Annotated in this window: 12 protein-coding genes; 6 read left to right on the top strand and 6 right to left on the bottom strand. The window is 59.4% G+C overall.

Features of this window, described 5'->3' with window-relative positions; genetic code table 11:
* Window positions 1–2: 2 nt before the first annotated feature.
* From tssE to tssB, 4 genes are read right to left on the bottom strand one after another with little or no spacing between them, the layout of a single operon-like run.
* Window positions 3–506, bottom strand: coding sequence for a type VI secretion system baseplate subunit TssE (tssE, locus tag ACR9ZJ_RS06450; protein WP_481287222.1), 504 nt, complete (start codon window positions 504–506; stop codon window positions 3–5).
* Between the two features lie 7 nt (window positions 507–513).
* The gene (locus tag ACR9ZJ_RS06445) at window positions 514–1,020 is read right to left on the bottom strand and encodes an Hcp family type VI secretion system effector (RefSeq protein WP_429199525.1); all 507 of its coding nucleotides are present in this window, start codon (window positions 1,018–1,020) and stop codon (window positions 514–516) included.
* A gap of 28 nt (window positions 1,021–1,048) precedes the next feature.
* On the bottom strand, window positions 1,049–2,542 hold the full coding sequence (gene tssC / locus ACR9ZJ_RS06440; RefSeq protein ID WP_481287221.1) for a type VI secretion system contractile sheath large subunit: 1,494 nt from the start codon (window positions 2,540–2,542) through the stop codon (window positions 1,049–1,051).
* 3 nt (window positions 2,543–2,545) lie between these two features.
* Complete coding sequence (gene tssB, locus ACR9ZJ_RS06435) at window positions 2,546–3,058, bottom strand: type VI secretion system contractile sheath small subunit (protein WP_481287220.1); 513 nt, start codon at window positions 3,056–3,058, stop codon at window positions 2,546–2,548.
* 232 nt (window positions 3,059–3,290) lie between these two features.
* On the opposite strand from tssB, the gene ACR9ZJ_RS06430 reads away from it, so the two are divergent.
* Window positions 3,291–4,313 carry a magnesium and cobalt transport protein CorA gene (locus ACR9ZJ_RS06430; protein ID WP_481287235.1) on the top strand — a complete coding sequence of 341 codons (1,023 nt, stop codon included), beginning with the start codon at window positions 3,291–3,293 and terminating at the stop codon, window positions 4,311–4,313.
* A gap of 171 nt (window positions 4,314–4,484) precedes the next feature.
* Here the strand turns inward: ACR9ZJ_RS06430 and ACR9ZJ_RS06425 are convergent, their stop codons facing one another.
* Entirely contained in the window at window positions 4,485–4,661 is a 177-nt protein-coding gene (locus ACR9ZJ_RS06425; RefSeq protein ID WP_481279700.1) for a hypothetical protein, read from the bottom strand.
* A 148-nt stretch (window positions 4,662–4,809) separates the two neighbouring features.
* On the opposite strand from ACR9ZJ_RS06425, the gene ACR9ZJ_RS06420 reads away from it, so the two are divergent.
* The 3 genes from ACR9ZJ_RS06420 (at window position 4,810) to ACR9ZJ_RS06410 (ending at window position 10,652) form a co-directional block, all read left to right on the top strand.
* Entirely contained in the window at window positions 4,810–9,096 is a 4,287-nt protein-coding gene (locus tag ACR9ZJ_RS06420) for an RHS repeat-associated core domain-containing protein (RefSeq protein ID WP_481287219.1), read from the top strand.
* A complete protein-coding gene (locus ACR9ZJ_RS06415) occupies window positions 9,051–9,563 on the top strand; it encodes a hypothetical protein (RefSeq protein WP_481287218.1) in 513 nt (170 codons plus the stop codon). The genes ACR9ZJ_RS06420 and ACR9ZJ_RS06415 overlap by 46 nt, the downstream gene beginning before the upstream one ends.
* A gap of 213 nt (window positions 9,564–9,776) precedes the next feature.
* The gene (locus ACR9ZJ_RS06410) at window positions 9,777–10,652 is read left to right on the top strand and encodes a methylglyoxal synthase (RefSeq protein ID WP_481287217.1); all 876 of its coding nucleotides are present in this window, start codon (window positions 9,777–9,779) and stop codon (window positions 10,650–10,652) included.
* Window positions 10,653–10,687: 35 nt separating this feature from the next.
* Here ACR9ZJ_RS06410 and ACR9ZJ_RS06405 read toward each other — a convergent pair whose 3' ends face one another.
* Window positions 10,688–12,778, bottom strand: a complete 2,091-nt coding sequence (locus ACR9ZJ_RS06405) for a prolyl oligopeptidase family serine peptidase (protein WP_481287216.1) — start codon at window positions 12,776–12,778, stop codon at window positions 10,688–10,690.
* A 202-nt stretch (window positions 12,779–12,980) separates the two neighbouring features.
* Between ACR9ZJ_RS06405 and ACR9ZJ_RS06400 the strand changes: the two genes are divergently transcribed.
* A complete protein-coding gene (locus tag ACR9ZJ_RS06400) occupies window positions 12,981–13,418 on the top strand; it encodes a pilin (RefSeq protein WP_481287215.1) in 438 nt (145 codons plus the stop codon).
* 295 nt (window positions 13,419–13,713) lie between these two features.
* Entirely contained in the window at window positions 13,714–14,160 is a 447-nt protein-coding gene (locus ACR9ZJ_RS06395) for a pilin (RefSeq protein ID WP_481287214.1), read from the top strand.
* Window positions 14,161–14,176: the final 16 nt, after the last annotated feature.

Below are 14,176 nucleotides of genomic sequence, written 5' to 3'. Positions count from 1 at the left end.
GCTCAGCCGAGGCCGTCGAAAACGCTGAAGCGTGCGGTTTCCAGATCGACCTCGGTCTTCAGGTAGAGATTCAGGGGCAACGGTTGCGCCCACATCGTCGACTCGATCCGGAAGGACAGCGTCAGGCGGTCCATCCGCATCGTGTCCGCCTTCACGTCGACATGCAGCGTGGCCGGGTCGAGCCGTGGCTCGAAGGCGACGATCGCGGCGCGCAGGCGCTGGCTCAGCGATTCGATGTCCATGCCCGCGATGGCCGCACCGGTGAGATCGGGGACGCCGTAGTCGAGGACGGAGCCCTCCACGTACGGCAGCCCCACCAGGTCTTCGGGCGACCAGTGCCGCGTGCAGTTGAACAGCCAGCCCAGGTCACGCACGACGTACTCGCGCAGGCGCGCCGCGGTCATGACGCGCTTCTCGCGGCTTTCCTCCGTCACATGCGGTTCGTCGTCGCGAAGGCGGTCCAGCAACGAAGGCTGGAGCCGCTCCTGGGTGGTCAGCTCGGCCATGGGTGGATCAGGCCTGGCCCTTCACCTGTTGCATGTCGTAGGTGAAGTCCTTGGTGCCGCCCTCCGCCTTGCCCTTGTCGTTCTGCGGCTGGAACGAGTACTTGAACTTGCCGAAATGCAGGGTGATGTTCTCGGTGAGGCGCTCGTCGCCGCCGCTGCCACCCGTGGACACCGAGGTGACCATCACTCCCTCGCTCAACTCGATGGTGAGGAAGTCGGTCTGTTCGCCCGTGGCATTGGTCACGTACAGCGTGGCGCTGTCCACGCGCGCACCCGTGCAGCAGGCGTTGAGCAGCGCGTTGGAGCAGGAGTCGACGAATTTCGTGATCGTGATGTCCTGCACGTTGGCCTTGCCGCCCGAGGCATAACCAGCGCCGGTATGCAGGTTTCCGGAATTGCTGGCGCCCCACGCCCAAGCGATGATCGGCACCTGGCCCTTGTGCTTGGCGTGGTTGGACGCGCCCTCGATCGAGACCTGACCGGGGCCGAACTTGATGTGCATGTCGTATGCCATGGAACGCTTTCCTCAAAGGAATGTGGAATCAGGCGGCCTTGCCGGAAGGCAGGCGGGCGACCAGACGCAGCGATACGGTCAGGCCTTCCAGCTGGTAATGCGGCTTGAGGTAGAACTTCGAGGTGTAGTAACCCGGGTTGCCCTCCACTTCCTCCACGACCACCTGGGCCGCGGCGAGCGGCTTGCGCGCCTTGGTTTCCTCGCTGGAGTTCACGGGATCGCCGTCGACGTAGTTGAGGATCCAGCTGGTCAGCCAGTTCTCCATCTGCTCACGCGTGCTGAACGATCCGATCTTGTCCCGCACGATGCACTTCAGGTAATGCGCGAAGCGCGAGCAGGCGAACATGTAGGGAAGGCGCGCACTGAGCGCGGCGTTGGCCGTGGCATCCGGATCGTCGTACTCCTCGGGACGCGCGAGCGACTGCGCACCGATGAAGGCGGCCATGTCGGAGTTCTTCCGGTGCACGACCGGCATCAGGCCCATCTTGTCGAGTTCGGCCGAACGGCGATCGGTGATGGCGATCTCGGTGGGACACTTCATGTCCACGCCGCCATCGTCGGTCGGGAAGACATGCGCCGGCAGGTTGTCGATGATGCCGCCCGACTCGACGCCGCGGATGCGCGTACACCAGCCGTACTGCTTGAACGAACGGTTGATGTTCACGCCCATCGCGTAGGCGGCGTTCTGCCAGGTGTATTTCGAGGAATCGGCACCACCGGTGTCTTCCTCGAAGTCGAAATCCTCGACCGGGTCGGTCTTCGCGCCGTAAGGCAGGCGGGCGAGCGTGCGCGGCATCGTGAGGGCGACGTATTTCGCATCTTCGCTGTCACGCAGCGAGCGCCAGGCGGCGTAGTCGGGCGTGGTGTAGATCTTCGCGAGGTCGCGCGGGTTGGCAAGTTCGTTCCAGCCGTCCATGCCGAGAAGGCCCGGGGCGGCGGCGGCGATGAACGGCGCATGCGAGGCGGCGGCGACCTGCGACATGCCGCGAAGCAGCTCCACGTCCTGCGGGCTATGGTCGAAGTAGTAATCGCCGATCAGGCAGCCATAGGGCTCGCCACCCAACTGGCCGTATTCCTCTTCGTAGATCTTCTTGAAGACCGGGCTCTGGTCCCATGCCGTGCCCTTGTAACGCTTCAACGTGCGGCCCAGCTCGTTCTTCGACAGGTTGATCACGCGGATCTTCAGCTGCGTGTCCGACTCGGTGTTGGTCACGAGGTGATGCATGCCACGCCAGGTGCCTTCCAGCTTCTGGAATTCCGGGTGATGCAGGATCAGGTTGATCTGCTCGGTGAGCTTGCGGTCGATCTCCGCGATATATGCGTTGATCGTCTGGGAGACGTCGTCGGAGACCATATCGGCGTGGTCGAGCACCTGCTCGGCCAGCGTACGCACGGCGGACTCCACCTCGGCGCGGGCCCGCTCGCTCTTCGGACGGAATTCCTTGGTGAGCAGGGCCGCGAAGTCGTTGCCTTCGACGGTGTCGACGAGTGCCTCGGCGGCCTGGGTCTGTTGCGTGGCCATGGCTCAGCTCTCCTGCGAATCGGTGGGATGGCGCGCGGCGGCGAGGGCCGCCAGCAAGGCAGGGTCTTGTATCGCCTGGGCGATCAGCTTCTCCGCACCGGCCTTGCCGTCCAGGTAGGTACCGAGGTTGGCCAGTTGGGTGCGTGCCTCAAGCAGCTTCGCCAGCGGCTCCACGTTTCGGGCGATCGCCGCGGGGGAAAAGTCGTCGAGATGGGCGAAGGTCAACTCGACGTTCAGGCTGTTCTCGCCCGTCAGCGTGTTGGGCACGCCGATGGCGAGCGATGGCCGGGCCGATTCCAGGCGCTCGTTGAAGTTGTCCGCGTCGATCTCCAGCGCCTTGCGCTCTTCCACCGGAGGCAGGTCACCCGCGCTCGCTCCGGAGAGGTCGGCCATCACGCCCATGACGAAGGGGATGCTGACTTTCTTCTGGGCCCCGTAGAGCTCGACGTCGTACTCGATCTGGACCCGCGGCGCGCGGTTGCGGGCGATGAATTTCTGGCTGCTCTGCTTGGCCATCGTTTTTTCCTACGGCTGCAATAGATGCAATGAATCGGCTTGACAGTTTTATTTCATACCGTCAATCGAGCGGCCATTGTCGGCCAGTGCCGTCAGGAGCTGAAATCGTTCGTGGGTATATGAGGCATAAGGAGATGTGATGCCTCGCGATGCAACTTTCCGGTGCCGGGCCGCCACGGCTCCGCGCTGCAACGCATTGCCGCGTCACATGCCGACCGGCATCATGCCCGCCATGGCATCCGTCTCGATCCTCCCTGAAGTCGCACCCGCCCCTGTCTCGGGCGGCATGGTCGTCAACTGTGTCGCCTACCGGAACAACGGGCAACGCATCGGCGACATCACCATCGAAGCCATCAGCGACGTGCTGAAGGAGCCGGATACGTTCGTCTGGGTGGGCCTGCACGAACCCGACGAGGCCTTGCTGCTGAAGCTGCAGGAGGAATTCGACCTGCACGACCTGGCCATCGAAGATGCCCAGCACGCACACCAGCGCACCAAGATCGAGGCCTACGGCGACTCGCTGTTCATCGTGGCGCAGACGGCGCAGCTGGTCGGCGGCAACATCGCCTTCGGTGAAACGCAGATCTTCGTCGGGCAGCGCTACTTCGTGACGGTGCGCCACGGCGCCTCGTTGTCGTATGCGCCGGCGCGACGCAGCTGCGAGCAAACGCCCGAGCTTCTGGCGATGGGGCCAAGTTATGCGCTCTACGCCGTGCTGGATTTCATCGTCGACAATTTCCTACCGATCGTTCGCGATTTCCGGGAAGAGTTGCACGAACTCGAAAACGATATATTCGCCGAAACGCTGAACCGCCAGACCATCAAGCGCCTCTACGACATGCAGCGTGAACTGATGACCCTGCGCCTGGCGGTCGTACCGCTGCAGGATCTCGTAGCGCAGCTGACACGACTGCATCCGCATCTTATCCACGATGAGTTGCGCGCCTATTTCCGTGATATCTACGACCATGTGTTTCGCGTCAACGAATCGATTTCGGCGATGCGCGAGATGCTGGGTGCGGCGATCAGCGTGAACCTCGCACTTGTCACCTTCGGGCAGAACGAGGTGATGAAGAAGCTCGCCGGGTGGGCGGCCATGTTGGCGGCGCCTACGTTGATTACGAGCTGGTATGGCATGAACTTCGCGCACATGCCGGAGTTGGATAAGCCTTGGGCTTATCCGGCGATTACGTGTTTGGTGGCTTGTATTGTGGGTGGGATTTTTATTGCTTTGAAGAGGAATCGTTGGTTTTGACTGCACTGTTGTGAGGAGATGCTGGGACCCTGACAGCCCAAGCATCGACTAGGACTACAAATGATTGAACGGAATGCAGCTCTGGCTTGGCTATCTATCGCATTGGCGTAGCGACCATCCTATGGTCGCCCGAGTCAAAGAGGGCACTAGATACGTCTGACTTGAACCTTGTCATTTGGTCAAAGCCAACTCCTGCAAATCCTGTAAGGTTTCCCTTACAGACATTCCCCAGCGATGGATATTATGCTCTGCATAATCAATACCCGTCGTAATATCGATGGCGAACCAAGGGGAATTCATGACATCCGCGTTTTTCAACGGCGAGTCGACGCGCCGTTCGATTTTCATGGCACGAAGGTCGGTGTTAGGTCTGATTGCTACATGGATGCTCCTCTGGGGACATGAGGCACTAGCAAGCAGCCAATGGTGCTCCTCACCGCCGCCTAATGACTACCAGAGCGTGGCTGCTTGGTGTGTCCAGGAACAAGCCAAAACGATGAGCGAGCCTAATCCCGAATATCTGGTAAAGGCGTGTCATGCCACCGTAAACCCATATGCCCAAGTAGGTTCCAACGGCACTTTCTCTTTTACGTGGGCTCAATGGGGCGGCCTTCACAGCATGGTTAAGGATTGGCAGTGTGAGGCTACTCCTTCCCCCTCCCCGGCCAAGCCGTTGGGGCCGCCGCCCTGCGGAACCTGCGTGGGCGACCCCATTCATGCCGGCACCGGCAACGTATTTGTTAGAGAGGAAGACTTTCGTCTGAACAAAGCGCTCCATTTTCAGCGTTTTTATAACAGCAATGCTGCAACCGCAGGCCTTCGGATGGGCCCCCACTGGACTTATACTTATGCGCGGCGAATACGTTACACACCTGCATCTGGAGCAACCGCGCCTTTAGCCGTGGTGGTACGCGATGAAGGACAGGAATGGACGTACCAATACAACGGTGGAGTTTGGGGCGGCGAGTCAGACGTCTCTGATCAACTTAACTCAATCCGCGACGACAATGGCGCCATCACCGGATGGACGTTACGCAGGGTCCCCGACCACGCGACAGAAGTGTATGGCGCCGACGGCGCACTCATTCGCGTCGATGATTTCAATGGATCAAGTACTGTCCTCAGTTACGAGGCATTACCGGCAGACCCGAACACCGGCCGTAGACTTTCGATAGTCACAGATCAGCAGGGACGTACCATTCGATTCCAGTATGACAGTTTGAATCGCATCTCGTCGGTAACGACCGCGAACGGTCTAGTCTATCAATATACATACGATGCAACCGGTTACTTGGCATCCATGTCTACCCCAGACGGATCGACCCGTGCCTTTCTTTATAACGAAGCGGCACACCTTGCTGCGCCACAGAACTACCCGCTTCTGACCGGCATTCTGGACGAACTATCGCAGCGATACGCCACGTATGACTACGACGCTGCTGGCCGGGGTATATCCACACGTCTCGGTGATGGCGTGAACCGTCACGACTTAATTTTTAATGATGACGGAACAACCACCGTCATCGATCCACTCAGAGGGGTGTCAAACCGCTCGTTCTGGCATGTAAGCGGCAGCGTCTACGCCAATACCCTAAGCGCTCCATGCGAAGACTGTGGTCCGATCCAAAGCCGAACTTACGACCTTCTGGGTGATCTCGTGCAAACGACAGACTTCAACGGAGGTACGACGACATACACCTACGATATCAACCATCTCCTCACTCAGAAGATCGAAGCCTCGGGAACGAGTGACCAAAGAGATACCCAGACCACCTGGAACGATCTCTATCAGCCAGTTGAAAGGCGTGTTTATAGCGGCGCCTCGCATGTCCTGTTCACGCGAACACTGTGGTTATACAACAGCAGAGGTCAACCCACTGCACAGTGTGACGTCGATTGGCGCAAGGCACCAGGATACGTGTGCACGAGCGGCGCAGACGCACCTGCGGGTGTTCGTAGACGTCTCAATACGTACTGTGAGGCAGTCGACATAGTAATCTGCCCCATTGTCGGACTTTTGCTAACTACCGATGGCCCCAGAGTGGACATCCAAGATGTTACCTCTTACAGCTATTATGTTGATGATGATGAGAGCAATTGCACGTCAACAGAGAGAGCCTGCCACCGCTTAGGTGACCTCAAGTCCACGACGGACGGTGCTGGCTTGGTCACTACCTATATCTCGTACGACAAGGCCGGAAGGCCCACCCGCGTTCGGAATCCGAACGGAACCCTGACCGATTACACCTACACCCCGCGCGGATGGATCGCGACAAAGACGATTCGGGTCGACCCAGCCGGCACTCCCTCGTCCGCCGATGCCATCACGACCATCGTGTACGACCCGACCGGCACGGTGCACTCGGTCCAGGATCCAGATGGTGTCACCACGACCTACACCTACGATGCCGCCCATCGCCTCACCGACATCACAGATGCTAATGGAGCGCGGATTCACTACACACTCGACGCCGCCGGCAATCGCACCAGCGAGCAGGTATTGACGTCGACCGGAACGGTCACACGCTCCCTCGGTCGGACATTTAATCCGTTGGGCCAGCTCACCGCTCTGACCGACGGTCTGAATCGAACGGTATTCGTTGCAGGCTTTGCCGATAGCTATGACGGAAACGGTAACCTGGTGCACAGTCAGGATGGATTGTCTGTCCAACAGAAGCAGTCCTACGACGGTCTCAATCGCCTGGTGAGTACCATCCGCGATTACCAAGGTACCAACAGCGCCACCGCTAACGCGCAGTCGGTGACCAGCTTCGATGCCCTGGATCGGATTACCGGATTCAGCGACCCCGATGGTCTCACCACCACCTACGATATCGATGTTTTCGGCAACGTCACTGGCTTACACAGCCCGGATACGGGGACGACAGCGCAGACGTACGATGTGGCCGGCAACCTGGTGGGTACTATGGACGCCTCCCAGGTAGCGACTGCCCTCACTTATGATGCTCTGGGGCGACTTACGGGAACGACCTATCCTGATACGACCCTCAATGTCGCCTATCACTACGACGAATCGGATTCCGTCTCAGGGTGCGCGGGAGGCTTCAGCAAAGGCCATCTGACTCGCGTGGTCGAAGGTAATGGCGGAATCGTGTACTGCTACGACGGCCACGGCAACGTGATCAAGAAGCAGCAGACGGTGGGAGCGGTAACCACGATGACCAGCTATACGTGGACCGTCGGCGATCGGCTTAAATCCATTACGACTGCCAACGGCACCACTATCGCTTACGGGCACGATGCCAATGGGCGCATCGCTACGGTGACAGCCACGCCGCTCGGCGGGACGACGACGACCATTGCGTCGAACGTCACCTATCAGCCCTTTGGCCCCATCGCGTCGTACATGCTAGGCAACGGCCAGGCGGTGACCCGCACCTATGACGCCAATGGTCAACTGACGGACATCGCCAGCACGGCCTTCTCGCTGCACCTGGCACGCGATGTTATGGGCAATGTGGCCGCCTTGGGCGACTCGGTGGGTGCTTCACCGGCGTCAGAAACCTATGGATACGACTCGCTATACCGTCTGACTGGAATAAACGACCCAAGCGGGAACGCGGTCGAGGCTTATACATACAACAAGACGGGAGATCGCCTATCCAAGGCGGCGCCAGGTTTGCTGACGGGAACCTACAGCTACCAGCCGGGCACTCATCGACTAGTAGCCGTAGGCACCACGACACGGCAGGTCGATGCAAGAGGCAATACGACCGCGAATGTCCTGCCGAGTGGGACATTCGGGTATGGCTACAACCAGCGCAATCGACTCACGGTCGTCCAGAAAGACGGGGTTACCGTGGGAACCTATGTGCTCAATGCACTGGGACAACGTGTACAAAAGACAGTTGGGAGCGTGTCTACCCGATTCGATTACGATGAAGCGAGCCAGCTGCTGTCCGAAATCGCCGATGGGGCTGCGCGAGACTATGTATGGCTGGACAACCTCCCTATCGGGATCGTTGATCGCAGTGGGTCTGCCGTGGCTATCAGGTTCGTCCACGCCGACGGCCTAGGCTCGCCACGAGTCGTGACCGATGATGCCGGTGCGGTGCAATGGAAGTGGGCCTATCCCAGCAATCCCTTTGGGGAGAACGCGCCTGCTTACTCCTCGGGCTATACATTGAATTTGCGCTTTCCCGGCCAGTATTATGACGCAGAGAGCGGTATGTCGAACAACGTCAACCGCGATTACGAAGCGGCAGCCGGTCGTTACTTGCAGAGTGATCCCATCGGGCTTGAGGGTGGGCTGAACACTTACGCTTACGTCGGCTCTGCACCTTTCGGAGCAACAGATCCCCTTGGATTACAATCTTTGGCGCTCTGCGCAAACCCAGCGAATGCTGCGGCTTGTGCCGCAGCTGGAATGGGGCCGGGATCAGCCGTCACTGGCGCTACAACTGCGACAGGTACTGCAACCGGAGGCGCTCTCAGTACAGGAACGCAGGTTGCCATTGGTGCCGGCATCGCTACTGCGGTTGGTGTTGATGCCCTGACGAAGACCTGTCCCCAAGATGACTGCGATCAACGAAATAGGCAGGTGCAAGACGCCAAGAATAGAGCCGGCCAGCTTGGGGCGTGTCGTGCGGGAATGTCTCTGTACGACCTTAGAATTCGTGCCGATGCTTGGCTTGATCTGGCAATAAAGAGAGCTCGTCGTGATGAAAAATGCTGGGCAGGTGGAGATGCCGGCCACCAGGAGGCACAAGCGGCAGCTTGGCAAAACGCCGCAAAATGTCAGGGAATGGCGGTGAGTCCATGACGGTTGTTTCGGAAATTAAGCATGCCTTCCAAGGGCGGAGCATGCCGAGACAAGTTATCTCGGAAAGATCGCCACATACAAGCGAGTATCTCGAAGCCATGAACTTTCATGGCTTGAGCTGGGAAGTGATGGATTCCGATTTTCTCGTGAAGAATTCGGATGCGCTCTATGCCTTCACCCCCGAGGCATTCTGTTACTACCTTCCAGCCTTCCTTGTACATGGTTTTGAGCATCGGCAAACGCCACCCGTATACGTCGACGCGATCCTTGGCATGCTGGATCGAAGCCCCAATCCAGATCTATGGGATGACTCATTTAGGCGGAGATGGACGCTACTGCATGTGGGCGAGTGCCAGGTAGTTGAGAAATGGATTTTGGCACTGTCCGAGTGCTCAGAGGGCGCCTTTGATCAGTTAACTCTTGATAGGGCTTTCGATACAGTACAGCTGTTAATGGACCGTAAGTAGGCTTGCTTTGAGCACAACGAGCACGTGACATAGGTAGTAAACTGAATGGCGCTATCGATGTCGCAAACCTGGCCTTGACCTTCTTCTGGTTCGCAGCGCGGTCGTATCTGGGGCACGGTAGGAGCACTTGAGACGCGCCTACGACGAAACGGATATTCCCTAACCGACATCTGTCCCTTAGCATGACTTCGCCCAAGGACGGGATGGCAAACCATGCAACTAGGGCTTATCGCAAGTCGCGAATACCTGGATAGTGAGGACTCCCCGCTCCATCGGCTGCTGCATCGATGCGGAGACTATATACGCAAGCTGAAACTCACCTTGCGCGTTCCTGCTGATGCGTACGAAGCCGTCGGACGTATTTCTGGTTTCGCTGACTGCCCCACTTTGATTCCTTATCCAGGCGGTCGCCTTCACGACATCGTACGAATGGCCGCGTCCATCATCGATACCGATGGAAGTGATGCCTTGGACGGAGTCATCCATCTGGCCGCACCCGGCGATGAGTCGATCCTTGCCCTCGAAGTACGGACGTTGAAGCGCTTATGTCTCGTCCATGCCAAGCCTTATCTCATCACGACGGCTTCAGCCATGGAGTGGATCGAGGCGGAACGGATTCTTTGCGGACTGCCGCCAAACCCCTGCGACGGCTCACAGCACCCGTTCGCACACCAGACGATCGCGCTTATCGCGCACGATGCATGGAAACCTTGCATGGTGGAATTTGTCGTCAAGCATTTCGCGCTTCTATCCGGCTTTTCTCGCCGAATTTGCACAGGGACCACAGGGCGTCGATTGAATGATCTCGCTCGACAACAGGGCTGGTCAGGAAATGAGGCGTGGGCCAAGTGCTACGAAAGCGGCCCAATGGGTGGTGATGTGCAGATCGCCGATCTCGTACTTTCGGGACAATGCCAACGGGTGATCTTCTTTCATGATGCGCGCGTGAGCCACCCGCACGAGGCTGACATGTTGCTTCTTGAGCGGGCTATCGCTGCAAGCACTGCCGAAGTTGTCTACTTCAGTGGCGCCGCCGCGGCTTATCGATGGGCCGAGGCTGCCGAGTGCGAGACGCGTGATAAGCCATGAGGGATGGCCGCCATGGGCGACCATCCCTCCCGTTCTTACTTCGCCCCCGGAGCCGTCCACTCCTTCAACCAAGCATTCACCGTCTCATGCCACTGCACGCTGTTCTGCGGCTTGAGCACCCAGTGGTTCTCGTCGGGGAAGTGCAATAGCTGGCTGGGGATGCCGCGACGCTGCAGCGCCGTGAATGCGCCCAGGCCCTGGGTGTCGGGAATACGGAAGTCCTTGCCGCTGTGGATGACGAGCATCGGCACGCGCCAGTCCTTCACGTGGTTGACCGGGTTGAAGCGCTCGTAGTTCTCCGGGTGGTCGAATTGCGTGCCGCCGTTTTCCTTTTCCTCGAACCAGAGTTCTTCGGTTTCGTAGTACATGGCGCGCGCATCGAAGACACCGTCGTGATCAACGAAGCACTTCCAAGGCTGGTTCCAGTTGCCTGCCATCCAGTAGACCATGTAGCCGCCGTAGCTGGCACCGAGGGCGCAGGCACGATTGCCATCTAGGAAGTTGTACTTCGAGAGTGCCGCACTCCAGCCGGCTTTCAGGTCTTCGAGCGGCTTGCCGCCCCAATCGCCCGAGATGGATTCGGTGAAGGCCTGGCCGTAGCCGGTCGAACCATGGAAGTTGACGGTCACCACCGCGAAGCCCTGGCCTGCGTAGGTCTGGGCGTTCCAGCGGTAGCTCCAGCTGTTGGTCATCGCGCCCTGCGGGCCGCCGTGGATGATGAAGGCCACCGGGTAGGTCTTGCCACGCTTGTAACCGACCGGCTTCACCACGTAGCCCTGCACGGTTTCGTTGTTCCAGCCCTTGAAGGTGAAGAACTCGAAGTCGCCGGTCTGCGCACCCTTGATGCGCTTGGCGTTGAAGTGGGTGACCTGCTTGAGGCCCTTACCCTTCAGGTCCGCCGTGTAGAGATCCGCCGGACGCTTGAGGTCGTCGCGGGATAGCAGGATCTTCGAACCGCCCGCCGAGAACGCACCCACGGAACCGTCGGTGACGAGAATGCTGGCCTTCCCGGTCGCCACGTCGATGGCGAACAGCGGATGCTGGCCCTTGTCGTCGGTGGTGGTGTAGAGGGTCTTGCCATCGGCCGAGACCTGGAGGGCACCGGCGGAGCTATCCCACGAAGGCGCCACTTCCCGCTTGCTGCCCGAGGCGAGGTCCAGGGCCATGATGCCGAAGCGATCGGCCTCGGAGCCCGGCTCTTTCATCGCCGTATAGAACAAGGTCTTGCCATCGGGCGACACCAGGGGATTGGCGTCCCACGCCAGGTTCTCCGCGGTGAGGTTCACCGGTGCGGCAGAGCCGTCGGCTGGGACGCTATAGATGTCGAAGTTGGTCGACCAGGGTTCGGTCTTGCCGGCGATGCGGGCATCGAAGTAGACGGTCTTGCCGTCCGGCGAAAAGGAGAACTCATCGTCCCCACCGAAAGGCTTGCTGGGCACGTCGCCGTCGATGTCCCGGCTCAGTAACACCGGCTGCGAAGGAGCGTTGGCGTCGGCGATATAGAGCTGGGAGCGGCGACCGTCCGCCCAGGTGTCCCAATGGCGAACGAAGAGCTTGTTGTAGACGGTGCCGGTGGACTTGTCCTTCTCGCGGCCGTCCAGACGCTCCTTGGTGCAGGCCAGGTCGGGGCAGTCGGTGAATACGTCGTAGCTGAGGAGCAGCCTGGCGCCGTCCGGCGACAGCTTGAAGGCATTGACGTCCAGAGGGGCATCGGTGACCGCTTCACCGGCGCGGACCGTCAATCCCAGGCCCTTGCCGGAAGTGTCGGCGTCGAACGAGCGGTGCCAGACCTGCGCCGTGCCGTCCTTCGGCGCTGTGTAATAGATGGACTTGCCGTCCGGCGCCCAGCGGGGAGAGGAGCCTTTCTCCACGACCATGACCGGTTGCGGTGGTTTGTTGAGGTCGACGACATAGAGGGAGGTGACCCCCTTGTTGGCCGCGTAGTCCGTGGCGCGGACGGAGAAGAGCGCGTAGCGGCCGTCCGGGGACAGCTGGGGGTCCCCGACGCGGTCCATCATGACCAGGTCGCGGATGGAAAATGGGTGGGGGGTGGTGCTGTCGGCGTCTGCGGACAGGACGGGGCCGGACGCTAGGGCCAGGGCTAGCGCGGCTAGGAGGGGTTTCATGGATGTGCTCCCTAGGTAAGGCAGGGAGCGACGGTAAGGGGTGCCGGGTAGCTAGCGCAAGCGGACGACCCAGGAAAGACCGCGACTGCCTCGGACAAAATCGGTGACGTAACTCACGTTTGGATGGCCATGTCCTTGGCGACTCCATGTATGGTACGGATCGTGCTCGGCACTGGGCACACTCCGCCAAGAATCCTCACCCATGCCATCGACGAAACATGTTACCGGCTTCACCCTCATTGAGTTGATGATCGTCGTGGCGATCATCGCAATCTTGGCCGCCATTGCCATACCTGCTTATCAGGACTATGCAATCCGAGCACAGGTATCGGAAGGCATTACTGTCTCTACTGGGGCAAAAAGCGCGGTCTGGGATTTCTTTGCCGATAAAGGACGGCTCCCGCCGAGCAATGAGTCAGCCGGCCTCGCCTCGGCGGCGTCGATTGCAGGGAAGTACGTTTCGGGAGTTACAGTGACTGATGGCGCAATAAGGGTGTCATTCGCTACTGCTGCCGCCAATAGCCACGTCAGAGACAGCAACCTCACACTTTCACCCATCACCAGCGCCGGTAGCATCGCATGGGTCTGCAAGGGCTCATCCATGGAAAATCGTTACCTTCCGACCAGTTGCCGCGCATAAGGTGACGCGGAACGTCACCTTATGACATTCCACGTCATGATGCATCGCATTGAATCCCAAGAAATTTTCTTGTTGCTTGACAGACGTGACACTCGGCACAATTCCGGCACCCGTAATATGCGGGAATACGCGCCGTCGGGTGTGGCACGCAACATGCAGCCGACAAGCGAGCTTCCTGGTCGTTCCTGACCACGTGAGTGTGAAAGGGGATCGGGCCCTTCCTAGGGGGAGCCGGTACCGGGGCTCAGGGGGCATCACAATCTGGTTAGCTAACCACCAAGAGATAGGACACTCCATGAAGACTGTGCAGAAAGGTTTTACCCTTATCGAACTGATGATCGTCGTCGCGATCATCGCCATCCTCGCGGCCATCGCTATCCCGGCCTACCAGGATTACACCATCCGCTCGCAGGTCTCGGAAGGTCCGGTCCTCGCTGACGGCGCCAAGACGGCTGTGGCAGAGTTCTTCCAGAATACGGGACGTTTCCCGACCAGCAACGTTTCTGCGGGCCTCGCTACGGACACGTCCATCAGCGGTCAGTACGTAACGAAGGTGTCCGTTGACACCGGCGGAACTGGCCTGATCACCGCGACCTATGGTGGCCCGAAAGCCAGTACCAAGATCAGCAGCAGCTCGACGCTCGTCCTCTCGCCGATCTCCAACGCCGGAAGCATCGCTTGGACCTGCAAGGCTGGCGCTAACATTAAGGCCAACTATCTGCCGTCGAACTGCCGCTCGTAAAAGAGTAAGGCGTTTC

The organism is Luteibacter sp. KNZ12-1A, assembly GCF_056755675.1.
Note: the sequence above shows the minus strand (reverse complement) of the source record. Positions and strands in the feature narration are given on the sequence as shown.

Excerpts from the sequence above, each read along its gene's own strand:
- tssE (WP_481287222.1), bottom strand. The coding sequence starts at position 506 with ATGGCCGAGCTGACCACCCAGGAGCGGCTCCAGCCTTCGTTGCTGGAC.
- ACR9ZJ_RS06445 (WP_429199525.1), bottom strand. The coding sequence starts at position 1,020 with ATGGCATACGACATGCACATCAAGTTCGGCCCCGGTCAGGTCTCGATC.
- tssC (WP_481287221.1), bottom strand. The coding sequence starts at position 2,542 with ATGGCCACGCAACAGACCCAGGCCGCCGAGGCACTCGTCGACACCGTC.
- tssB (WP_481287220.1), bottom strand. The coding sequence starts at position 3,058 with ATGGCCAAGCAGAGCAGCCAGAAATTCATCGCCCGCAACCGCGCGCCG.
- ACR9ZJ_RS06430 (WP_481287235.1), top strand. The coding sequence starts at position 3,291 with ATGGCATCCGTCTCGATCCTCCCTGAAGTCGCACCCGCCCCTGTCTCG.
- ACR9ZJ_RS06425 (WP_481279700.1), bottom strand. The coding sequence starts at position 4,661 with ATGAAAATCGAACGGCGCGTCGACTCGCCGTTGAAAAACGCGGATGTC.
- ACR9ZJ_RS06420 (WP_481287219.1), top strand. The coding sequence starts at position 4,810 with ATGAGCGAGCCTAATCCCGAATATCTGGTAAAGGCGTGTCATGCCACC.
- ACR9ZJ_RS06410 (WP_481287217.1), top strand. The coding sequence starts at position 9,777 with ATGCAACTAGGGCTTATCGCAAGTCGCGAATACCTGGATAGTGAGGAC.
- ACR9ZJ_RS06405 (WP_481287216.1), bottom strand. The coding sequence starts at position 12,778 with ATGAAACCCCTCCTAGCCGCGCTAGCCCTGGCCCTAGCGTCCGGCCCC.
- ACR9ZJ_RS06400 (WP_481287215.1), top strand. The coding sequence starts at position 12,981 with ATGCCATCGACGAAACATGTTACCGGCTTCACCCTCATTGAGTTGATG.
- ACR9ZJ_RS06395 (WP_481287214.1), top strand. The coding sequence starts at position 13,714 with ATGAAGACTGTGCAGAAAGGTTTTACCCTTATCGAACTGATGATCGTC.